Origin of the sequence: Bacillus sp. Xin1, from assembly GCF_013314535.1 — a bacterium.
Taxonomy (GTDB): Bacteria; Bacillota; Bacilli; order Bacillales; family Bacillaceae_G; genus Bacillus_A.
Genome location: NZ_JABUAE010000002.1, coordinates 41566 through 65827 on the forward strand (window position 1 = coordinate 41566; position 24262 = coordinate 65827).

The 24262-nt window shown below is 32.6% G+C and carries 18 protein-coding genes; 9 read left to right on the plus strand and 9 right to left on the minus strand.

Features of this window, described 5'->3' with window-relative positions:
• Positions 1-7: 7 nt before the first annotated feature.
• The 5 genes from HRG09_RS03365 to pseB are packed head-to-tail and all read right to left on the minus strand — an operon-like array spanning position 8 to position 4666.
• Positions 8-586 (minus strand): formyl transferase, encoded by a 579-nt coding sequence (locus HRG09_RS03365; protein ID WP_174099351.1) that lies wholly within the window; start codon positions 584-586, stop codon positions 8-10.
• Between the two features lie 17 nt (positions 587-603).
• A complete protein-coding gene (gene pseG / locus HRG09_RS03370) occupies positions 604-1689 on the minus strand; it encodes a UDP-2,4-diacetamido-2,4,6-trideoxy-beta-L-altropyranose hydrolase (protein WP_174099352.1) in 1086 nt (361 codons plus the stop codon).
• Between the two features lie 5 nt (positions 1690-1694).
• Positions 1695-2432, minus strand: coding sequence for a cytidylyltransferase domain-containing protein (locus HRG09_RS03375; protein ID WP_174099353.1), 738 nt, complete (start codon positions 2430-2432; stop codon positions 1695-1697).
• Between the two features lie 20 nt (positions 2433-2452).
• On the minus strand, positions 2453-3646 hold the full coding sequence (pseC, locus tag HRG09_RS03380) for a UDP-4-amino-4,6-dideoxy-N-acetyl-beta-L-altrosamine transaminase (protein WP_217447906.1): 1194 nt from the start codon (positions 3644-3646) through the stop codon (positions 2453-2455).
• Between the two features lie 54 nt (positions 3647-3700).
• On the minus strand, positions 3701-4666 hold the full coding sequence (pseB, locus tag HRG09_RS03385; RefSeq protein ID WP_174099354.1) for a UDP-N-acetylglucosamine 4,6-dehydratase (inverting): 966 nt from the start codon (positions 4664-4666) through the stop codon (positions 3701-3703).
• 698 nt (positions 4667-5364) lie between these two features.
• Between pseB and HRG09_RS03390 the strand changes: the two genes are divergently transcribed.
• The 3 genes from HRG09_RS03390 (at position 5365) to HRG09_RS03400 (ending at position 10754) form a co-directional block, all read left to right on the plus strand.
• A complete protein-coding gene (locus tag HRG09_RS03390) occupies positions 5365-8061 on the plus strand; it encodes a glycosyltransferase (protein ID WP_309231954.1) in 2697 nt (898 codons plus the stop codon).
• Positions 8062-8309: 248 nt separating this feature from the next.
• On the plus strand, positions 8310-9545 hold the full coding sequence (locus tag HRG09_RS03395) for a surface carbohydrate biosynthesis protein (RefSeq protein ID WP_254610016.1): 1236 nt from the start codon (positions 8310-8312) through the stop codon (positions 9543-9545).
• A gap of 468 nt (positions 9546-10013) precedes the next feature.
• On the plus strand, positions 10014-10754 hold the full coding sequence (locus HRG09_RS03400) for a sugar phosphate nucleotidyltransferase (protein WP_174099357.1): 741 nt from the start codon (positions 10014-10016) through the stop codon (positions 10752-10754).
• A gap of 291 nt (positions 10755-11045) precedes the next feature.
• On the opposite strand, the gene HRG09_RS03405 is transcribed toward HRG09_RS03400, so the two are convergent.
• Positions 11046-12011, minus strand: coding sequence for a CgeB family protein (locus HRG09_RS03405; RefSeq protein WP_174099358.1), 966 nt, complete (start codon positions 12009-12011; stop codon positions 11046-11048).
• A 28-nt stretch (positions 12012-12039) separates the two neighbouring features.
• Entirely contained in the window at positions 12040-12279 is a 240-nt protein-coding gene (locus HRG09_RS03410) for a CGEA protein (protein WP_174099359.1), read from the minus strand.
• Positions 12280-12935: 656 nt separating this feature from the next.
• Between HRG09_RS03410 and rfbC the strand changes: the two genes are divergently transcribed.
• From rfbC to HRG09_RS03430, 4 genes are all read left to right on the plus strand, one after another.
• Positions 12936-13502 carry a dTDP-4-dehydrorhamnose 3,5-epimerase gene (gene rfbC, locus HRG09_RS03415; RefSeq protein ID WP_174099360.1) on the plus strand — a complete coding sequence of 189 codons (567 nt, stop codon included), beginning with the start codon at positions 12936-12938 and terminating at the stop codon, positions 13500-13502.
• Positions 13499-14476 (plus strand): dTDP-glucose 4,6-dehydratase, encoded by a 978-nt coding sequence (rfbB, locus tag HRG09_RS03420; RefSeq protein WP_174099361.1) that lies wholly within the window; start codon positions 13499-13501, stop codon positions 14474-14476. The genes rfbC and rfbB overlap by 4 nt, the downstream gene beginning before the upstream one ends.
• A 15-nt stretch (positions 14477-14491) precedes the next feature.
• Positions 14492-15355, plus strand: a complete 864-nt coding sequence (gene rfbD / locus HRG09_RS03425) for a dTDP-4-dehydrorhamnose reductase (RefSeq protein WP_174099362.1) — start codon at positions 14492-14494, stop codon at positions 15353-15355.
• A 326-nt stretch (positions 15356-15681) separates the two neighbouring features.
• Entirely contained in the window at positions 15682-16494 is an 813-nt protein-coding gene (locus HRG09_RS03430; RefSeq protein WP_174099363.1) for an FkbM family methyltransferase, read from the plus strand.
• Positions 16495-16782: 288 nt separating this feature from the next.
• Here the strand turns inward: HRG09_RS03430 and HRG09_RS03435 are convergent, their stop codons facing one another.
• Both HRG09_RS03435 and HRG09_RS03440 read right to left on the minus strand, forming a co-directional pair.
• A complete protein-coding gene (locus HRG09_RS03435; RefSeq protein WP_174099364.1) occupies positions 16783-18156 on the minus strand; it encodes a sugar phosphate nucleotidyltransferase in 1374 nt (457 codons plus the stop codon).
• A gap of 903 nt (positions 18157-19059) precedes the next feature.
• Positions 19060-19659 carry a class I SAM-dependent methyltransferase gene (locus HRG09_RS03440; RefSeq protein ID WP_174099365.1) on the minus strand — a complete coding sequence of 200 codons (600 nt, stop codon included), beginning with the start codon at positions 19657-19659 and terminating at the stop codon, positions 19060-19062.
• A 426-nt stretch (positions 19660-20085) separates the two neighbouring features.
• Between HRG09_RS03440 and HRG09_RS03445 the strand changes: the two genes are divergently transcribed.
• Together HRG09_RS03445 and HRG09_RS03450 are read left to right on the plus strand one after the other, a co-directional pair.
• Positions 20086-21708: a glycosyltransferase gene (locus HRG09_RS03445; RefSeq protein WP_254610017.1), complete on the plus strand. Its 1623-nt coding sequence runs from the start codon at positions 20086-20088 to the stop codon at positions 21706-21708.
• Between the two features lie 160 nt (positions 21709-21868).
• On the plus strand, positions 21869-24217 hold the full coding sequence (locus HRG09_RS03450) for a glycosyltransferase (protein ID WP_174099366.1): 2349 nt from the start codon (positions 21869-21871) through the stop codon (positions 24215-24217).
• The last annotated feature ends 45 nt before the right edge of the window (positions 24218-24262 follow it).

A 24262-nucleotide genomic window follows, 5' to 3' on the forward strand; every position in this document is an offset into this window, starting at 1 on the left:
CTCCTTTCTAACCGTTCATTTTTGCTTTACCTATTATATCTTTCACTGACGTATCCCATCCATCAGTAAGGAAATTCAAATACTTTTCTTTATCTTTTAATCTATGATAACTGCCGCCAGGAGGTTGTGGTTTCCTCGTAACTTTTCCAGAACGAATTAACTCCCAATTCTCAATAAAAAGTCGTTCTATTTCTTGGCATAGTCTATCATAAGAGGTTTTTAATGTATCTCTTTCCTTGTAAGGAACTTTCGATTGAGCGATAATATCTCCTGTATCTAAGCCATTATTTACATAATGAATTGTAACCCCTTTAGGTGTATCTTCAAGAAAACTCCATAAATTGGGATCAGCACCCTTATTCCAGGGAAGATAAGATATATGCAAGTTAATAATCTTGTTATTAAATTTCTCTATAATCGAAGGAGGAATTATATATCTATATCCATAGCTGACAATAAAATCAATATGAGTAAGAATAGGTAAGTGAATGTCTATTCTATTTTCATAGAAAATAACACGATCTCCATATGATTTAAGAAAACTGTACAAGTTATTACATTTAGATCCTAATAATAGAATGTTCATAATATCTTCCTTAATATTTAATATTGTAAAATTTCCGATACTACACGTGTTTTCCCAAAACCATCTACAATTTCTAATGCCTTTTTAGAAGAGACCTCTAAATCAAGGTTTCCGCTTCTAACAATCTCAATAGCATTACAAATATCTTTCTCGTAGATTTTTTCTGAGTTTCCGATATAAAAATCAATACCTAAATTTCCAACTGCTTTACATATTTCAATTTGATTATATGCCACTGAGATTAATAGTGCAGGTAACCCTAAACAATATCTTTCCCAAGTTGTCGAACCTCCAGCACATATTGCCAGATCTGCTTCATTCATTAATCGGGACATATAATCAATATTATAATGGAAGGTCATATTTGAATGTTTTTTGCATAAATTTTGGATGAAGTCTTTTTGAGGATTTGCTTGACCGACAACTACATGAATAAGAAACTGTGTACAGTCTAGTGCTTCTAGAGCTTTGATTACTTTGGATGTTTCACTAGTGGGATCACTTCCACCAAAAAATATGAGTACTGTTTTAAGATTACCAGTTCTTTTTCTTACATTTTTCCGTTCCTTTAAAAATTCTGTCCTTAGCAGTGCGTATTTGGGACCTAATAATTTTATACAATTTTTAGGGAGTAATTTTGTATATCTTTGGTCTATATTTGTATAATAATTTTGATCGAGCAGTACATCACACATATGTAATCTATCTGCTAAATCATCTATAACCATTATATATTGGGTGAATTCCTTCAATTTTTCTTCCCATTTTTTATCTAAAGCGTAATGGTCTACAATAAGCCAATCCACAGGAGAAATGTTCTGACTTATAATATTTATTGTTTGTTGTGCGTCTATTTCCCAACTAGTTTGAAGCCAGTGAGCATGAGCGGTATTACAATTATTATTCACTAGTTTCATTTTCGGTAACATATATACTGTGTATCCTTTAGATTTTATAAAGTTACACATATGGCCATTTAATTCCCTAGATATAAAAGCTACCTGATGTCCTAGATTTTTTAATTCCTTTGCTAAGGTTAAACAGCGCATAACATGACCTGTTCCAATTTCTATAGAAGCATCTACTCGAATGAATATGTTCATCTGATTTACATACCTATCTTCTTTTGTTCTATATGACTATTAATATAAAACAAATCTGGTTCTTGTTTTAATAAATTTAAAATATCGCTGAAAGAAAACTGATTATTAATTGGATATAATCTGGTAATAATGTTTTTAATAAGAATAAAGTCTTCTTTTGTGTCGACAGTCCAGCGATGTTTACTTTCATCTAAGTCATGATGGACATTTAACAGTTTGAATTTCCCAGGGTTGTTATATATATAAGCAGTCACATGCTCACGGTATGATGGCTCATTGGCTTCTTCATATGTTCGTTTTAAAATTCGATAGGGGATAACCTCTGTGTCTAGGCCTCTCGGATACGTACGGGTTAGTGTATTAGATATATAATCATATTTATTTTGCTGTTTTAAATAGCAATTAACTACTTTATCAATAATATTAGGATCGATAATGGGACAATCTGAAGTTAATCGAACTACAACATCCACAGAAAATTTCGTTGCAGTTTCATAATAGCGTGATAATACATCATCTTCTGATCCACGATAATAAGGAACAGAAAGTTGCCTACAAAGCTCAATGATTGGATTATCATTGAGCTTTGTAGTAGTAGCTACAATAATTTGGTCAATTGTTTTTGCTTTTTTTACTCGTTCAATTTGATATTCTAGTAGTGTTTTATCAAGAACTTTCTTCAGGATTTTCCCTGGAAGCCTAGTTGAGCCCATTCGGGCTTGAATAATAGCGGCAACTTTCATTTCATCACCTTTTTATTCATTTATTTTTTATAAAAATTTATGACTTTTTTAACTGCATGAATGACATCATTAGCGTCTTGTTCACTCATTTCTGAAAATAATGGTAGAGTAATGATACTTTCATATAATTTTTCAGCATGGGGACAAATTCCTTTTTGATAACCTAATTTTTGATAGTAGGGTTGTAAATGAACCGGAATGTAGTGAACATTGACACCAATATTTTCTTGCTGTAACGCTTGAAAGATTTCTTTTCGGTCAACTTTCAGCATTGGTAAATTTAACTGAATGATATACAAATGCCAACTTGAATTAACATGTTCTAATTGTTTTGGTAGAATAATTTCGGGTAAATCTTTTAGCTCCGTATCATACATTGCTACATATTGTTTTCTTTTAGCAATAAAAGAATCTAATTTTTGCAGTTGCGATAATCCAAGAGCTGCTTGGATATCTGTCATCCGATAGTTATAGCCAAGAAATTGCATTTCATAGTACCAAGGACCATGATTCTCAGTTAAATTATTAGGATAACGAGTGATTCCATGTGTTCGAAACTGTAGAAGTTTTTGATAGTAGTCCTCATTATTTGTTGTAATGATTCCACCTTCGCCTGTTGTAATATGTTTGACGGGGTGAAAACTGAACATGGTCATATCGCTAATTGAACCAATTTTTTTCTTTTTATAAGTAGCGCCTAATGCATGAGCTGCATCTTCGATTACTGTTAGATTATATTCTCGAGCAATTTTTGAAATTTCTTCAAGTTCAACTGGTTGTCCAGTAAAATGTACAGGTATAATTGCTTTTGTCTTATTTGTAATCTTATCTTTTATTAAATTAGGATCAATGTTGTAAGTATCGGAGTTTATATCTGTAAATACCGGCACGCCACCTTGATAGAGGACACAGTTAGAACTGGCAGCGAACGTCATCGAAGTGGTGATAACTTCATCATCAGTGGAGATTCCCGCTGCAAAGCAAGCTCCATGCAAGGCGGCTGTTCCACTTGAAAATGCTACGGCATATTTGGCACCTACATATGCTGCCACTTGATCTTCAAATTGTTTTATTGTTGGACCGGTTGTAATAAAATCACTTTTTAAAATGTTTATTACTGCTTGGATATCATCTTCATCTATGGATTGCTTGCCGTATGGCAAATAATGATCCCGTACGGGGTGTCCTCCATGAAGCGCTAAAAGATGTTTCATGATCATTAATACTCCCTTATAGATTGTTTTCATTCATTTTAGTCATTTTTTTTCTTATTCATTAATGAATTTTTTTAACTCTTCCCTTGTTAACCAATGATCATTTTTGTCGCTTGTATAACTAAAACCTTCTGGAAGCGGTTTGCCTTCACCTATATTTGCTTTATCCCACCAAGTGAATTCTGGTTGAATGATATAGTAATTTTCAAATTCTAAAGTATGACGGGCATCATCTTCAGTTATCATAGCCTCATGAAGTTTCTCCCCTGGACGGATGCCTATAAACTCAATTTTACATTCAGGTGCAATTACTTTTGCCAAGTCTGTTACTTTCATGCTAGGGATTTTAGGAATAAAAATTTCTCCGCCCTTCATTCGCTGAAGGTTATCAAGAACAAATTGCACGCCTTGATCAAGTGTTATCCAAAATCGGGTCATACGTTTATCTGTAATAGGGATCTTCCCAGTATTTTTTATACTTTTAAAAAATGGCACTACACTGCCTCTGCTGCCTACTACATTTCCGTAACGTACAACTGAAAATCTTGTATTCTTGCTCCCTACATAAGCATTTGCTGCCACAAAAAGTTTATCTGATGCTAATTTTGTTGCACCGTATAAGTTAATTGGAGAAGCAGCTTTATCTGTACTTAAAGCAATGACACGTTGCACTCCACAATCTATAGAAGCTTCAATGATATTCTGAGCACCATAGATATTTGTTTTAATAGCTTCAAACGGATTGTACTCACATGCACCTACATGCTTCAGAGCAGCTGCATGAACTACAATATCGACCCCAGCAAATGCCCGGTATAAACGAGCTTTATCACGTACATCCCCAATAAAAAAACGAATACGCGAATCGGTATACTCTTGAGCCATTTCGTATTGTTTCAACTCATCACGACTAAAAACAATGATCTTGCTTACACCAAGTTCTAGGGCTTTTTTTATAAATCTTTTTCCGAAGGAGCCTGTTCCACCAGTAACTAAAATTGTTTTTCCTGTTAAATTCATTTTATTCACAGCCTTTTTTATTGAATACATTTTCTCTATCTATTACTATGAATATTTCGTGGAAACGTTTGGGTATCATCTCCATATTTTCTTATGGTTTTATCGAAATAGTAAATAAGCCTAGATTGTAATTTACTTGTAATTGTGCCTTACCGTTCTTTTATTTCATGGTTCAGGAAATGATAAATCTGTTTAATAGCTTCTTTTATATTATGGAAATGCTAGAAATCAAAATCTTCGTTTTTAGATATAAGCGGTACCTTCAAATTTTCTAATCTAAAAGTGTTACATGTTCATAAGCTGTTCAAGCAAATAGAGGGGATTATGTCTTTAATATAGAGCATAATGCATCATCTTTTTTCAAGATAGGCTGTGTAACTATACAAAAAACAAAACAAAACATAGCATGATAAAAGTAAAAGCCTAAGTCCGATTTCTATTGTTCAATCGCATAGTTTATAGGAATCGTTAGTAATGAATAAAAACATAGATCGTGTATAATTAGTCGACTATAAAACTCAAATAATAATAATATATCTTCATTAATAAAAAACACTTAATTCAATGAACTTTGAAATAGGCGTTAGATAGTGCTATTAAATAATTTGCAAAAAAGTATATATATCTTTTAATTTTAATAGTTAAATATATTTGTTTTTTGAATTGTAGAATTAATTATATAAGCGAGGGTGAACAATGTGTTGCAAGGATTTTTAAATTTTAAAGGGCAAGAAATGATACTGACAAAGGGTTTATTTAAAAATATTAAAAATAATTTCACCTATGAGTTTTGGGTAAATCCTCAAAAGGAACTTAGCTTAAATTGGGAATCAGATGAAGGAAAGTATAGCATTTCCGGTCAAAGATTCATTATTAGCCCGGGGAAAACTGCAATTGAGCAAAAAGATGAATCGGGTACGGGAATATCAGTTGGAACGAATGGGATAACAGTATATGAACTTAGTGGCAATGATGCATTTGCTCTACTCACATATAAGATAAAAATAGACGATTGGATTCATATAGCTATTGTTTATGAAAATAAAACTCCAAACTTATATGTGAATGGAAGTTTTGTGAAAAAAGGATTAAAAAGTACGAAGAATAATATCTTTGCATCAGGAAATATTGGAGGATGTGAAGAATGCGGATACTTTGAAGGGCAAGTAAATCATCTGAGGATTTGGGAGTATTCAAAAAACGAAAAAGAGATTAAGTTGTATATGGATAAATATTCAAATGGTGACGAACAAGGATTGATTTTAAATTTGAACTATGAAAAGCCAACGGATATCCAATCTATTTCAAACATAAGCGAAGAAGCTGATGAACCCTCTTTTTTAAAGGATTCTATTCTTGATCAATTTAGTTTAGAAACATTTAATGAAATAAATTATGTTGAATATAAGAATAACTTACCTCAGGATACTGAAGTAGATGTGATTATACCAATATATAATGGTTATGAATTTACGAAGAGATGTATAGAAAGTATATATGAAAATGCTGATCTTCAATTTAATTTATTTTTAATTAATGATGCTAGTACAGATGAACGAATATATCATTTTTTGGAGAATTTGAAATCAAATAAATCACATCAAAATTTAAAAAGGTTAGTGGTTATACACAATGATAAAAACCTGGGATACGTACAGAGTATTAATAAAGGATTACTTTTAACAACGAATCACCCCATTTTATTAAATAGTGATACAGAAATTCCACCTCATTGTTTTCGGCGTTTAATTAACCCTATTCTAGTAAATAATAAAATCTCATCAGTTACTCCTTTCTCAAATAGTGCTACGATTTGTTCCTATCCAAATTTTCTTCAAGATAATGAATTACTGTACGATATGAATACAAATGAAGTCGATTCATATTTTTCAAAATATATCATTAACAAAGGGATAGTAATTCCAACAGGTGTAGGCTTCTGCATGGCATTAAATAGAAATGTTATTCATGATATCGGAATCTTTGATGATGAGGTTTTTGGTAAAGGATATGGCGAGGAAAACGATTGGTGCATGAGAGCTCAGCATAAAGGATATCAAAATATATTGATCCCAAATGTGTTCATTTATCATAAACATGGTGTCAGTTTTAATCAAATAGATGGCAGTAAACAAGAGTTAATGTCAAGTAATTTAAAAAAATTACTTAACCGATACCCCGATTATAATAAAAGAATACAAGAATTTATAAGGCGCGATCCAATGAAAAATATAAGAGAATTTATGAAAAGTGTAATGGTCGCCGATAAATATTCTTCTAAAAAGGGGAGATTATTTATCGACCACGGCTTAGGTGGCGGTGCTTCAATCTATCAAACTAACTATATAAAAACATTAGAAGATAATGAGAGGATATACACGTTAACACCTGGGACAGATTATGTAATTTTAACTGATCATAATCATTCTGAACCAATAACTTATAATCTTCAATTAAGTAAACTAAATGAAATGAATTTTAAAAAATTATTAAGTGCTTTAAGAATTGATCTTATTTTTATTAATCATTTATTTAAGTATCCAATAAAAAAAATGTTCAGTTTAATACAACACTCACTGGTGGATTATTATTTTTTTGTTCATGATTTTTATTGTATTTGTCCAAGTTACAATTTAATTAATCACGAAAAGAAATATTGTAATGCTGAAACAAACCCAGAAATCTGTCAGGGGTGTATTGCAAAGTTATATCCAAAAGAAACTATTAACATTGAAGATTGGAGAAAAGCGTTTCATTCTTTTTTGATAGGGGCCAAAAGGGTGATAACACCTAGTTATAACACGAAAGAAATTCTTTTAAAATATTATAAAGATATCCAGATAGAAGTAAGAGAACATTCCATTGATTCAAAAGTAGCCTACACTTTTAATGAGGATTTTTTAAATAAACAAAATTTAAATATTGCTTTTGTGGGGGCAATCGATTTGCCGAAAGGGTCAGGCATTATATATGAATTAAAGGATTTAATTGTTGAAGAAAATTTGCCAATAAACATAAAGGTGATTGGTATAACAAATATTCATTTTAACCCGTATAAAAGTGATGAGGGGAAGTTTGAAGTAACAGGAAGATATGAAGTTAATAATTTATCAGAAATATTGGCTGAGAAAGAAATAGCATTGGTGATTACTCCCTCAGTTTGTCCTGAAACGTATTCGTATACAACAAGTGAAGCGATGTTATCGGGATATCCTATTATTACATTTAATTTGGGTGCTCCTGCTGAAAGAGTGAAAAGGTACCAAGGTGGATGGGTTATTGATAACATAAATAGTACTGAAATATTAAACTTATTAAAAAGATTATTAAAAAACAGAGAAGAAATTAATGAGAAAGCGACAAATTTAAAGGATTTTCAAAAAAGTGATGAATGATAGTAAATATTAATGGATTCAGTAGGTTTATTCCACTATTTGTGGGCAGTAAGACCCCGCCTCAAAATTCCGCAAAAGCAAAGAAATTAGGTGTGAGCTGCCCGTAAAAACCTGATTGGTGAGGGCCAGTAAACAGTAAGGGATGAAGGAGGCCTTCATTAATTAAAGTTTCACTTATAAGAAAAAATACTATTCGCTACTAAAGGCAAGATTATTTTTGATTGAAACAATAAGAAGGGGTGATGTTTATGTCGCAAAAGTTTCTTTACTTGCCAATCGAATCAAAAACAAGGGAATTCGACGCAAAATTACTCTTAACCTATTATGCAATTAAAGAGAATTATCGGATTGTTCTAGGAACACATACGCCTATTCTCGCTCATTTAGAGTTATTACCTAAGGGGATTATTTGTTCAAAGGGAACTCCTTATGGTGATGCAAGGAAAGAATATATGGATCACGCATACAAACTAGGCTATTCTATCGTCGAATTAGATGAAGAAGAAGGATTATTCCTTAATAGCAATAATTATAGTCGTCTTGGAAAAGATGACAAGTATGTCAAAATACTCGAGCATGTATATTGCTGGGGAGATGCTCATAAAGAAATAGTTACAAATACTTTTCCTGAATTTAAGCAGAAATTTCATTTAACTGGCCATCCGCGTTTCGATCTACTCAAGAAAAAGTACCGGGATTTATATAGTGATGAAGTTAAAATGATTGAACAAAAGTTTGGAGATTTTATTTTAGTGAATACAAGATTTACTCAATATAATCACTTTTTAAGAGGATTTAATCCTAACGAACGTTATATAAAGAAGGTATATGAACATTTCATCCAATTAATTAAAGAATTAAGTGGGAAATATCCAAATCTTAATATTGTTGTTCGTCCTCATATTCATGAAAATGTGGATAGTTATCGAAAAGAATTGTCGAATTATAAAAATGTATTTGTGGCCCATGATGGTAATGTTGTGATGTGGATTTTAGCTTCAAAAGTTGTAATACACAATCGTTGTACGACAGGTATTGAAGCTTTGTTACTTGATAAACCAGTCATTGCTTATATGCCAATTGATTATGAAAGAGAGAAAAAATATTTACCTAATGCGGTTACCTATAAATCAGTGAATAGTAGTGAAGTATTCAACTTAATCGATTTTTGTTTATCTAAAGGAGAAAAAGGTGAAGGAAAAAAAATTCTATCCAAAAATTATTATGGGGCTATGGATGAAGAAAACTATGCGTATAAGAATATTATTAGTTTATTAGACAAAATCAATTCAACAGGTGAAAGTTCCATCCAGGAGTCTTCAGTAAGAGCGCTCTCTACAATAAAAGGGGATCATACGTTAACTTCAGAAGAAGAAATAAAAAGTTTCTTCAAAAAACTGGATTTAATAGAAATAAATAAAAATGAAGTGAGTGTTCGAACATTAGCTCCTGATTTATTTGAAATAACATCTTCAAAAAGTTGAGTTCTTGTTTTCTGCGAGGCTTAAGGTAAATTCCTTAGTTAAGTACCCCCTTGTTATCAAGAGGGGTATTGTTTTATATAATGAAAAATTAATTTTCAAAGAGTGTGTTTTTTATAGTAAATTAACGCAGCATTTTGTTTTGAAATCATTGTTATGGAAAAAATAACTATTGTTACTTCGCTGTGTTCTCTTCAAAGGCATTTAAGTAGATAGAGGTATCCAAGAAAAGAATAAAAAATTTTATTCATTCGGTGTCACATGCGTAGCAAGAAACGTATTTATGAAAAGATGAAGAATAAAAATGAGCCTTAAAGAATTGTATTAATACTGCGAATAATTTCCATTGGTACAATGTGGGATTTGAGGGTAGAGACAGAAGGGGACCTTTGGATGCATGGATATTTTTCTGCTCTTACTTAAAACATCAGGCTATGTTCTAGACTTTTATAGAGGGAAAGGAGCAACCTTATGAAAGGCATTATTTTAGCTGGAGGTACAGGATCACGATTATACCCTATCACTAGGGTGACTAATAAACACTTGCTGCCTGTAGGACGTTATCCAATGATTTATCACTCAGTTTTTAAATTAAAAGAATGCGGGATTACAGACATTATTGTCGTAACAGGAAAAGAGCATATGGGAAATGTAGTTAATTTCTTAGGGAGCGGAACTGATTTTGGTGTTTCATTTACTTATAGAGTACAAGAAAAAGCAGGAGGAATTGCACAGGCTTTAGGGTTATGTGAGACATTTATCGGTAATAATAGAATGCTTGTTATTCTAGGTGATAATATATTTTCTGATACATTACTTCATTATGTAAAAGGATATCAGAAGCAAAAAGCAGGAGCGAAAATTCTTTTGAAGGAAGTTGATGACCCAAAAAGATTCGGAGTTCCTGAAATACAGGGGGATTATATTGTAAATATAGAGGAAAAGCCAAAGAAGCCGAAAAGTCCTTATGCAGTAACAGGAATTTATATGTATGACGCAGATGTATTTGGGATGGTTAAAAAGTTAAAGCCATCTAAACGCGGTGAATTAGAAATAACGGATTTAAACAATGAGTATATTAAAAGAGGAACGTTAACTTATGATGTATTAAAGGGTTGGTGGACTGATGCTGGAACCCATGATTCCCTCCATAGGGCAAATACGCTGGCAAAAGATTTATATTTTGGGAATGGATTTGACAGTACACCTTAAGAGTTTAGATATAAAAAGAAATGCATTTTGTAATTATCCTGGAAGTGATATCTATTTCATAGGAAATAAATCCTGATATTGTTATACATTGTGTTGTTTATGTCGCTATTTTAGGGCAGTAAGATCCCCACCTCAAAGTTTAGTAAAAGCAAAGAAGATAGGTGGGGGATCAACTGTCAGTACCAGCCCGATTGATGAGGGCTAATAATCAGTGGGGATATAGAAAACCCCCACTAATTTAAGTTTCACTTTATTTTTTAAATAAATTATGTTTACGATAGAATACGATTTTTATGCTTGAATAATATTCATCATTTCTTTTACCCTTTGACCAAATGTGTGCTGCTTTATCGCTCGTTTTTGAGCTTTTTGAGCAATAACCTGCCTTTTTTCTTTATTATTCATATAGGTAACCACTTTACATAGACAATCTTCATAATCCCGGTAAGATACCATTTCTTCTTCAGTAAAGAAAGAACGAAGGTTAGGTTTTTCCTCTATTAGTTGAAAAGCTCCACATGCCGCAATATCAAACGTTCGGTTATTAATGCTTTCGCTAATAATTCCAGATGCGTTTTGATTATGCAAGAAATTGTGGCTTCGATGAGGGTTTAATACAATGCTGGCTCCGTTGTAAAAATAGGAAACCACTTTTGGATTCATCCATGTATCTTTAATCGTAACTCTAGGGCTGTTTCTCCAGAGTTTTTGTAGTCTATTACGCCAGCCTTTCCCAACTAAGCAGATGTGATAGTTTGTATTTTGTAAGAGAAAATGGATGAGGTGTATCCTTGTGGGATATGGATATCCTACAAGGAGCAAATCGCTTTTGTATGCGTGTCCCGCTAGTAGAGTTCTAAAAGTCGTAGAATCCGTTCCTAACGGTAAATGATAGGCATTTGGATGGACTAATTGATAGTGTTTTAAAGATCCTGTATCGATGGTAAAGATATAATCGAATCTATTAATCATTTGATAAGTCTTATCAAAATAATAAGGGTCCTCAGTCATCCAACATGCTAGCTTAATACCATTTTCTTTAAAATATTGAATAGCTTGTACAGAAAGATAGTCTCCTAATATAGTTAGAACCACTTGTGGTTGAAACGTGGCAACAATAGATTGCAGCTTTTCTATGGGTTCTAATGGATGAAAGGAGATCCATTCATAACCATTATCGTTTAGCCCAGCTTTCATACTGTGATCTAAATAATTGTAAATACCGTGATAACCAGAAGAAATATACAGTAACTTCATTATATATCACCAATTGTAACAATGATTTCTATTCTTCTGTTGTAATGATGCTTTCAACATTATTACAACTAATTTTTATAATGTTCGTCGCACTTGGAGATGGTAAATCTTCTTCTTCTAATGTAACTATGCCAGTCCAGTTATTAAAGTCTATAAGTTTGGCTGGTCCATAAACAAAACCAGATTTACCTACGACCGTTATAATAGTTCCAAGTGGTATGTTGGCAAACTGGCGACAAATGCTACTTTTACATAGTAAGAAAGCCATAGACAAATTCCCCTTTCTTTTTATCAATTAAGTTGATATTTAATAACACTTATAATATATGAAAATAGATAGATTTTGTGCGAAGAATGTTCCGATAAATACACCCTTTTATATCAATTTAAATATCTAATTTGAGTAATAAATGCCATTTTAAAAATCCAGTAACCGACTGAAAACAGTAGGCCTCTTTTTATGTGTGTACTACGTTAAATATTCCATGTCATTATGGAATCAGCAATGAAATGAACAGAAGAAATTAAAATTGTACAGGATTCAGCTAGTACCGTATGGTTATAAACGGCATATATAAGATGTTTAAAAAGTAAAATAAATAAAGAGATATGTTTATTTTGCTATTCGTGGAGTAAGTAAGGAACCGATTAAAGTTAAGATTAGATGAAAAGAGTTATTTTTACTGATGGTACAGAATCACGTCTATATCCCACGACAAAAGTAATAAGGAATCATTTACTTTCTGGCAATCAATTAGCAATAGCATATTAAAATAACGAAGAATATTAACCTATATATTTAATGGAGTGATGAAGTAGCAGAGAGGTTTATGACCCTCTTTGGCGTAGCAATGTACTCGTAAGAGAAATCCGATTCGGGAAGGAATTTGGTGAAAAAACTGAATAATGGAGGTGATAGCGAAAATGAACGTAATTGAAACTTTATTCGAGAATGTACACATTGTAGAGCCGGACGTATATAAGGATCATAGGGGTTTTTTTAAAGAAAGCTATAATAAAAAAGTCTTTGAGCAATTACAAGTGCCGTATCAATTCGTTCAGGACAATATATCAAAATCGGTGGAAGCAGGAACAATAAGAGGCTTGCATTTTCAAACAAATCCTAAAGCTCAAACGAAGCTTGTACAGGTGATGAAAGGAGTTATATTTGATGTTATCGTGGACTTGCGAAAAGAATCCCCGACATATAAGAAATGGCAAGGATTTATATTAAGTGAATATAATCATCGGCAGTTGCTTGTACCAAAAGGATATGCACATGGTTTTTGTACATTAGTCCCTAACACAATTGTCATGTATAAGGTCGATGAACATTACGATTTTCAATCTGATAGCGGGATACGCTGGAATGATGAAGAATTGCAAATTGATTGGCCGGTTAAGTATCCCGTTCTATCCGACAAAGACCAGGAATTGCCGTCTTTACAAGATGGTAATCATAATTTTCATTTTAGGGAGAAACGCACATGAATATTTTAGTAACAGGCGGAGCAGGTTTTATTGGTAGTAATTTTATAAGGTTTTTAGTTAAGAAGTACCCGCATTATAACATTATTAATTACGATGTATTGACTTATTGCGGAAATTTATTGAATTTAGAAGAGATAAAGGGTAGAAAGAATTACCGGTTTATTAAAGGCGATATTCAAAATAAAGAATTGCTTTATCATGTAATAGATCAATATGAAATTAACAGTATTATTAACTTTGCCGCAGAATCACATGTTGACCGCAGTATTGAAAATCCACAAATCTTTTATTCTACAAATATATTAGGAACAACAACATTGTTAGAAGTTGCTCTTGCAAATCAAATTGAAAAATTTATTCAAATTTCTACTGATGAAGTGTACGGTTCATTGGGGGAAACAGGAGTATTCACAGAGGATACGCCATTGAACCCTAACAGTCCTTACTCTTCTAGTAAAGCGAGTGCTGATTTAATCGCATTGGCTTACTGTAAAACGTATGATTTACATGTCAATATTACCCGTTGTTCTAATAATTATGGTCCTTATCAATATCCGGAGAAATTGATTCCTCTTATGGTTACAAATGCCTTGGAGACTAAACCGTTGCCTGTATACGGAACGGGCAGAAATGTTCGAGATTGGCTTCATGTATATGATCATTGTACTGCTATTGATTTAGTGCTGCATAAAGGGAAAAAAGGAGAAATATATAATATTGGAGGAAATAATGAAAAGCGCAACATTGAAATTGTAGAGCTCATTCTTGAACAGCTAGGCGCCTCTAAAGATCAAATTACATTTGTAAAGGATCGGCTAGGACATGATTGGCGCTACGCTATTAATGCTAAAAAAATCAAAAAAGAGCTTGGATGGAAGCCAGTATATACATTTGAAGCGGGCCTTCAGGAGGTTATTCAATGGTATAAACGGAATGAAACCTGGTGGAAGCCTCTAAAATACGGTACATCTTAGTAGAGGGAGAGAGTTATGAAGAAAGTAATAGCGATTACTGGGGCGAAGGGGCAATTAGGCAGACAGTTTGCTGAAGATTTACATGATTTAGGTTATCGAGTTTGTGCTTTAAGCAGGGAAGATATGGACATAACGGATTTTTCAAAAGTTGATCTCATTTTAAGAAAAATAAATCCTAATACTATTATTCATTGTGCTGCATACACAAAAGTAGATTTAGCTGAAGCTGAAAGAGATAAAGCATTTCTTGTAAATGCTCTTGGAACAAGAAATGTTGCTGTAGTAGCAGAGAAGATGGCAGCTAAACTTGTTTATATTAGCACGGATTATGTATTCGATGGAAAAAAAGACACCGGTTATGATGAGTTTGATACTCCTAATCCGATAAACGTGTATGGAGCCTCAAAATATGCAGGAGAAAACTTTGTTAAGAATTTTCATTCACGCCACTTTATTGTGCGTACTTCTTGGCTTTACGGCAAGTATGGAAATAACTTTGTTGAAACGATGTTGAAGCTTGCTAAAAATCAGCTTGGGATTAAAGTAGTGAATGATCAAACAGGATCTCCAACCCATGTAAAAGATTTAGTGCAATGTGTGAAAGAATTGATGGAGACAGAACTATATGGAACGTATCACGGATCTAATGCCGGGGCTTGTACGTGGTATGAGTTTGCTAAAGGGATATTTTCTTTATGTGATATCAAGGTCAATACGACACCTATTTCTACGAAAGGGTTTAGTACGGGTGCTTTACGTCCTGCCTATTCGGTTTTGGATTCTTATGCATTGCGATTAAATGGATTTCATGTAATGAAACCGTGGCGAGAAGGTTTGAAAGAATACCTTAAGGAGAAGGAAAGATTTAGAGGAAAATGATGCAGGGTATAAAAATATACTAGTTAATTTAGAAAAAGATGACTAGTTTTATATTATAAATGTGAAGTGTTAAATCTTATTATACTTTTTGTAAATAAGATAATGAAAAGAGCTCTGTAGAAAGAACGAGGAACTTATATAGTAAAGCTATCATAATATTTATTATGATAGCTTATAAGATAAGGGGGGGAAATAGAAAAAACGTAGTGGTTAATAGTAAGAATCGGGCAGCTGATGGATCATAAGTTTTCCTTCTATTACGCACATATCAAATTTCATAATCATATTATAAATATATTAAAAGGTGGGTAAGGAGATGGACTATATTGTATCCTTTTGCAATGGCAAATGTAATGTTTAATGGTATTCAACTTCAATTTATTACACATCAAGCAGATATTGTGATTAGTAATCTTTTAAGGGCAGGTATGACTTTTGAAACTCATGTATTAAACTACCTAAACTCTATTATGAAGCCAGGAAGTCATATTCTGGATGCAGGTGCGAATATTGGTGTAATTTCTATTCCTTTAGCGAAGCTTTCCCCTACAGTAACAATATATTGTTTTGAACCGGATCCAATAAATTATGCACTATTAAATATGAATATTGAACTAAATCATATAAAGAACATCTATACGTTTAACTACGCTTTAGGTAAAGAACAAAGATTTACAACTTTTTATAAAAATAATATGAATTATGGGGATCATCGTACTGCGCAACCATTAAATGGAGATTACGATATAGGATGCTTTAGCACTTCGTCAAATCGTGTTCATTCGGTAAATATTGTGGAATTTTTAAAACAATACTTGGACGAGCGTTCGCCTGAGTACTTTGATGTAGTGAAAATTGATACGCAAGGAAGTGACCTTGAAATTCTTGAATCGTGTTTGCCCCTTATGAAGGAGGGGACAACAGTTGTTATGGAATACTCTCCTTATCATTTACTTCGGAATGGAACTTCAAAAGAACAAGTAAGAAATATATTTGATTATTTTTCAAGTTTTGGGGTTGTAATGCCAAATCATCCCGATATGGCTGTTGCTTTAAATAAAAATGAAATATTAGAACATTTTGATACTCTTTCTGCAACAGGGAATTTTTATGAGGTTATACTAAGGGGAAAAAAGTAGATTGAATAAAAATCTAATCCCTTAATATTTCCAGCGTCTGAATATAGTACACTTGTTGCTAGATTATTTTAATTTGTAAACGCGCATGATGAAATAATTCTTTTATAATCCCATCCACCTCATTTTGAGAATTTAATTTTAGGTATACATTTATATCATTCTTAATAAGTTTCCTTATATTTTAATGAGGGGATGGAAATGTTAAAAACCTAAATGAGTAGTTCGCTACAAATTCTCGTAGTATATAAAAGTGAAGTGGTGAAATATCTCAAAATTATACTACAAAATTTATTTTAAATTTTCTTCAATTTCTTCCCAAGTCATATAAATGCGCACAATATCTTCTTCGATAAGTTCGCTTCCCATTTGAACTTCTATAAATTCTAAATCAGAAGTTGCTCTTAGTGCATGCCTAGTCCCCACAGGAATTTGAATTACATCTCCAGGTTTTACAGTTTTAAATGCCCCGTCAATAATGATTACGCCTTCACCTGAGATAATACTCCAAACTTCTTGGCGCTTACAATGCAATTGATAACTTAAATTCTTATCAGCAAGTATCTTAAGTCTTTTTGTAAGTACTTCATTTCCGTCTGGCAATTTACTATAGTCTAGAACACGGTACCATCCCCAGCGCCGCTCCTCGTACATAGGTCTCTGGTTGTAACATTCTATAAACTCTTTAATCTGTCCGCTTTGCAATTTGTCAGCTACTAAAATACCGTCAGGGCTTGTAACCACAATACTGTTAGAAAGACCGGTCACAATTACAGGCAAATTTAGTTCATTGATAAGATGTGTATTACAAGAGTTTTCGCTAATCATACCTTTTCCGACAATTGGTGTTTCTAGAATTTCTGACAAGGTACTCCATGTTCCAAGATCACGCCATGTACCTTTATATGGTATTGCAACAATATGAGAGCATTCTTCTACGATTTCATAATCAAAACTCCTCTTAGGAAGGTTGAAATACTGATTGGTAAGCTGTTTGTATTGTAGAGGCATTTTTTTATCAGCTAAATATTGGATTAAGAATCCTAGTTTGAAAGCAAATATTCCACAATTCCAAAGGGCGTTTTCATTTACTAATCTTTCTGCTGTATATTGATCAGGTTTTTCTATGAAATGATCAACCTCCATATATGAGGATGTTAAGGGAAGGGAAGGATTAATGTTAGGTATGATGTAGCCATATTGCTCAGATGGATATGAAGGTTGTACGCCTATTAATGCAAGAGAGGCTTCAGAATCTGTTAGAACATTTTCAAACTGCAGTAATGTTTTAAAAAAGGAATCTTCCACATAAGCATCAACAGGCATTATACAAACTATTTCGTCTAAACTAATATTAAGAACGGAGTGCAGATAAACAGATGCTAAAGAAATAGCAGGAAATGTGTCTCGACGATCTGGTTCAATGATTAGGGGAATAGTGTCGCTTAGTTGACTTTGAATGATATCTGTTTGAGACTTGTTTGTGGCAATATAGGTGAAATTTTCTAAACCAACTGAATGGATTTGTCGCCATATACGTTGTAGCATGGATTCTGGATTTCCATCCTCATCTCGAAGAACTTTCAAAAATTGCTTTGACCTGGAATCATTTGATAACGGCCAAAGTCGTTTTCCTGATCCTCCAGATAATAAAATCAGTTTCATATTTTACCGCCTTTCTCGTAATCTTACGCTCATATTAGGGAGCTCCCTCTCTCTGTTTTGCTTGTATATGTCAAGAACGTAGCATTGTATTTTATATTTGGTTTGTAATATATGATCTTAGGAGCCTATATAAATTTACTAAGCTGTCTAAATGGCCCCTTTATTAAAAATATTCAGCTTGGTGGAGATTGCTAGTATCTTTTATTTTCCGCTCCCGAGGCTTGTTTCAAATGATAATAGTTAATAAAAAGATCTTATTATCGTTTGATTTTTCTTGTAATTTTCCTGAAAAGTGCATTAAGGTATATGAGTTTCTGCTATTTAAGCTAAAGAGCCTCCAATTTCTGCAATAGGTTGAACGATTTATGTTCAGAAAGATTTTGAGTATCCCCTTGTATTCTTTAATGTAGAAAGTATCCCTTTTACATATAGTTACTACAATTATTTAATGCACTAGCGGAGAAAAATGTTATGGGCAGCAGCCTATCTTTATAGGACATGTCGTATTATGTATCTTTATTAAGGAATGTGTGCACTCGATTGTAGGCACAGCATATAAAGCATTATCTAGGGATTTGGAACAATATACTACATACATGAAATACGAAAAGATGAGGTATTGAATTCATAAGAAAAATTCAACTTTAAACGAGGAGTCCTAGAACTTTTGTTTAAAGTTGAATTTTTTCAAAAGATAAGCATTGTGTAATTAGGGGATAGATGAACAATTAAAAAATACAGAAAAGTTTAGTGTACCGAATTCGTATATACAAAATAAGTATTAAGAAAAGTGTAAAGTGTAACTAGAAATTTGAATAGTGTTTTTTTATCTATATATTTTCTGGTGAATAAAAAAGGATGATTGTCCCTTAAGATGAACAGAATTTAAACAGTAAGAAAACTTTATCTGCCTGTTCTAGAAAACTGAAAACACAGCATACCATGCTCAATTAGACAAATATGATCGCCTTCGTTTATATTCAAGCTATTAATAGCAATTGTTACATCGATTACAGGTGGATTACCATAGTCATGCCAACATATAATTCCGCCTTTTCGTATGACTTGACGTGCTAAAAGAGTGTCTAACATAACTCCTTCTAAAGAATGATCCCCATCGATGAAGATTAAGTCTGCTGTAGGAAGATCGGATGGTTTTATATCTCTTGAACCATTGGGTTTTATAATTAGCTCTACTCGAGGGTCATCTTTAACATACTCTCCAACAATTTGAGGGACTTCGTGTTGTTGGAGAGATAATGAAGTTTGAGAACCAGGGGCTAAGTCTATACCTATATATTTTTCAACCCAAGGGCTATTGTCCAAGATACATTTTGCAGTTTCTCCTCGCTGAATGCCGATTTCAATTACTGTTTTAGGTCGGAAAGTTCTTGAAAATGCTATTAATGGTTCAACATCGGCCCCTGTAAACAGAGGTGGTGGGCCATTGAATGTACCGCTTCCAAAAATTTTAAAAAAAGTTTCTCTATTTATTATACTCATATAATATACCTCCTTGTTGTGAAAAAATAAATAAGTGGAACTTGAGGTGATTTCTTTTTATATATTGTGTTCAAAAATTATGGTATATCTTTCTGCATATTGGACATACAATCATTAAAAAATTTGTACTTCAGGTTTAAAGAGCCGGGAAATGAAAGTGGATATACTTTTTATATACCATTTAATATTAATATATGAAAAAAGTGGGACAAGTGAAATATAAAATGTATGAAAATTTAAAAATGATTCCAACGTCTAAATTTTTCACTAGTTTAAAATACGTGGGCTTTAAGGAAGCTGCATAATTTGAAAATCTGTGTGTATTTTATTACTGTAGTATCATGTGGATAAGTCTATTTGCATATATTACATAAGACGATCTGTTAAATGATTTTTTTTGTTGTTTTTATTATAGGAGGGAGCAATATGGAAGACTCAATAGCTCATAAAACACTTCAATGGTGTCTTTCTCCCGTTCATGAAAATACTCATATTCCTAATTTGTTATATGTAATTTACAAAAATAGAGACGATTTGCAACAAACTTTTCCAGATCCATTACAAAGAGATCAAAGAGGATTATTGAAATGGGCTCAAACTCACTTAGCGCAGGAATATCCTATTGATGACGATCTATCGACCCGTTTTAAGATGATAAAAGATACTTCTGTATTTTCAAAATGGGATTCTTTTTTTCAATGGGCGTTAGCTCCAGTTCGTCATAATACATATATCCCTAATCTACTTTATGAAATCTATAAAAGTAGGTCTGATTTACAAAAAGCTTTTTCAGATCCACTGCAAAGGGATCAAATGGGATTATTGAAATGGGCGCAATATAATCTTGCTAATGAATATTATGAGGAAGAAGATTTTTTTTCAAGATTTAATATTATAAAATCAGAAGATTATTCACTAAAACAAGTGAATACACGAGTATCACCATATTTAAAAAAAGGCATTAATTTAGTAGGATTTGCTCGGCTTGAAGCTGGATTAGGAGAATCTTGTCGCTTAGCAGCAAGGTCTATTCAAAGTACAAATATTCCATTTGGTATCATTAATTATCCACTTCCATATCCATCAATGGATTTATCTTGGGTAGATAAGGAAATAAAGCTTCCTATCTATAATGTGAATATTTTTCATATGAATCCAGATGTACTTCCGACGGCTCACAGGAAGCTTGGGCATCGTTTTTTTAATGGGCGTTATAATATTGGCTATTGGCATTGGGAATTGCCAGAACTTCCAGAAGAATGGATTAGTAGTTTCAGACTTTTAGATGAAGTATGGGTTCCCTCGTCTTTTGTATTAGAGGCAGTATCGAAGAAAACCAACCTTCCTGTTATTCGTATTCCGCATTGTATTCAAGTCGAGTGCTCTAAAGGTATAGATCGAGGGTACTTTGGATTACCGATAGATCGATTTTTGTTTCTTGCTATGTATGATACTAGAAGTGTATCGCAACGAAAGAATCCACTTTCAGTTATTAAAGCATTTCAAGAGGCATTCTCTAAAGACGATGCTTCTGTGGGATTGGTATTGAAAGTGAATGGTTCACAGAATAATGCAGAAGAATTAAAACAGCTTCAGAATTTAATTCAAGATAATAGTAACATTTATCTTATTAATCAAACATTGAGCCGAGAAGAGATAAATGCGTTAATTCAAGCTGTTGATTGCATAGCCTCTTTACATCGTTCGGAAGGTTTTGGACTTGTACTAGCGGAGGGAATGTATTTAGGGAAGCCGGTAATTGGTACGAATTGGTCTGGAAATACGGATTTTATGAATAGCGAAAATTCTTGTATGGTTGATTATACACTTGTTAAAGTTGGAGAAGACTATGGTCCTTATAAACATGATCAAATCTGGGCAGAACCTGATATTGATCACGCAGTATATTATATGCGGAAACTTGTCTCAAATTCATTATGGTATAGCAATATTGCAGAAAAAGGGAAAGCAGACGTTCATAAAAATTTTTCAGCGCAAGTAGTAGGTGAAATGATTTATGGACGGCTTGAAAAGTTGAACTTAATTTAATAAGGGATTTTTGTAGCGATTTGAAACAAAAGTAAGTGTAAAGAGAAAGTTTTGTTTTGAGATATTTTAAAGTATTGTCTGGATAGAAATAGATGCAATGAATATAGGATGATTTCTAAAAAAGGAAATAATTTTTGGCGGGAGGAAAAATGGGGAAATTATGAGTAAACTAAAAATTGCTTTTTTTACACCGTTAAGGCCGTTAAAATCTGGTGTTTCAGATTATAGTGAAGAGCTTTTGATGCACTTAAAAGATTTTTTTGATATTGATATTGTTATCGGGAGTAATTATGTACCTGAAAATCCTTTATTAAAACACTTCTGTAATATCATTCCATATCCTCAATTCCAGTATGAACTTTATGATGAAATTGTTTACCAATTTGGTTGTAGTCTTTTTCATAGTTACATGCTTCCCTTTATACATTTGTATCCTGGGTTAACGGTGCTTCATGATATTAATCAACATCTTGTATATTATTCACTTGGTATGCATGAAGATAATTCAATTTACATTCAAGAGATGAAATATAATTACGGAGAGGTAGGAGAACAAGAAGCCATTGAAGTACTTGCTGGGAGGAAAAGTCCGGATGTTTACGGAAAACCGTTATTAAAGCGAATAATAGATAATTCAAAGGGGTTAATTGTTCATAGTCAATTTTCGAAGAATAAATTATTAACTGATTCTCCCGAGGAATCTGTATTTTGGCTTCCTATGGCGATGCCTCTAGATAAAACTCCTAATGATAATGTGAATATAATAAGAAATAAATTCTTTATACCAAATGCTGTTGTAATTTCTATTCCGGGTTTTGTAGCACCTACTAAAAGAATATATGAATTCATTCTGGCATATAAACAAGCAATGCCTCTACTTAGTGAGAATACCCTGGTGTTAATTATTGGTCCTCAATTTGATACAGCGTATACTACTGCAATAAATAATTTGATTATACAATTAGGTCTTTCACAACGGATTAGGTTCATGGGGGAAGTAAGTGAAGAAGATTTTTCAAAGTTAATTAGATTAAGTGATATTATTGTAAATCTTAGAAATCCGTCTGTCGGTGAGACTTCTTCTACAATTATTAGAGCAATGGCTGCAGGGAAACCAAGCATTGTAAGTAAGATAGGATTTTTTAATGAACTTCCTGATGAGGTATGTTTAAAAGTTAGAACTGACGAGCATGAAATTCAAGATATAAAAGAATCGTTAATTCATTTAGTGAATAACAAAAGTTTAAGAATTCAAATGGGGCACAGTGCTTCACGTCATTCTACGACTGTAGAAACACTTGCTGTGGGATACCGTGATATAATATTCTCTTTTTGCTTAAAAAATAAAGTGAGTAAAGGAGGGGGATTTATGGGACTATTTACTAAACTTCCATACTCGGATACTTTTAAATATGGTGACGGGAAACTTTTTTATAATCAAGTGCCGATTAATAATATATCAGAAAGATGCATCGAGGTACCAATAGGGATTGATTTTTTAATGAAGTATAAATTTAGTCGCGTACTTGAAGTTGGAAATGTACTACAGTCTTACTTGCAAGAATCTATTACAAGAGATATTGTTGATAAATTCGAAATTTCTCCAGGAGTTTTAAATGTGGATTTGATGGAATATAATCCAAAAGAAAAGTATGATGCAATTATAAGTGTATCAACTGTTGAACATATTGGACAATTAAAAGATCCAACTGGTTCTTATGGAGAAGAAGATATAAGTCGAGATAAAGAGGGACCTCTGAAAGCAATTATAAAGATTTATAACCTCTTAAAAAAGGATGGGCATGCATTAATAACAGTTCCCTTTGGAAAGTTGATGGATTTAGGATGGTTAATACAATTTGATGATCTTTATATGCAATTGTTGACTAAGAAATATAATATACCTGAAGATGAACTTACTATTAGATATTATAAAAAAATTGATATGGAGACGACCTGGACTAATCCACGACAAATATGGTCACCGTGCTTAAAAGATGAGCTAATTAATACTATTTTTTCATCTCCATTTCCTGGTTCAAATGGAATTGCTGTTTTAGAAATAAATAAGAAGCGTGATCAGGAAATATTTATTGATGATACAGTACTAAAATTTCATTCTCCCTATGTTATTACTTCCCTATATTTAAATTCTCCTAAACCATTTTATATTCCTACAAATTATGATTTGGAGGGGTGGATATCTGTTCAAGGTATTGGGGCAGTATTCTATGGTCCATACATTCATCTTGAAGCTGGTTCTTATTTATTTAATTTAGAATTAGAGATAGATCATCCTTGTGATTTTGTAATTGAGATAACTTCTAATTTAGGAACCACAAAACTATTAGAATATAAAGTTAACAAATCTATTATAATAACTGATAACTTACATCTAAATAATCCCGAATATAACGTTGAGATAAGGTTGATGAATAATGCTTTTCTGACTCAAGTTACTAGAGTGAAAGTGAAAACAATTACATTATCGAAAGTTAATGATGGTTAGGTTAAAATGTTAGCTCTTTCCAGTTTTTTCTTTGTAAAATAATAA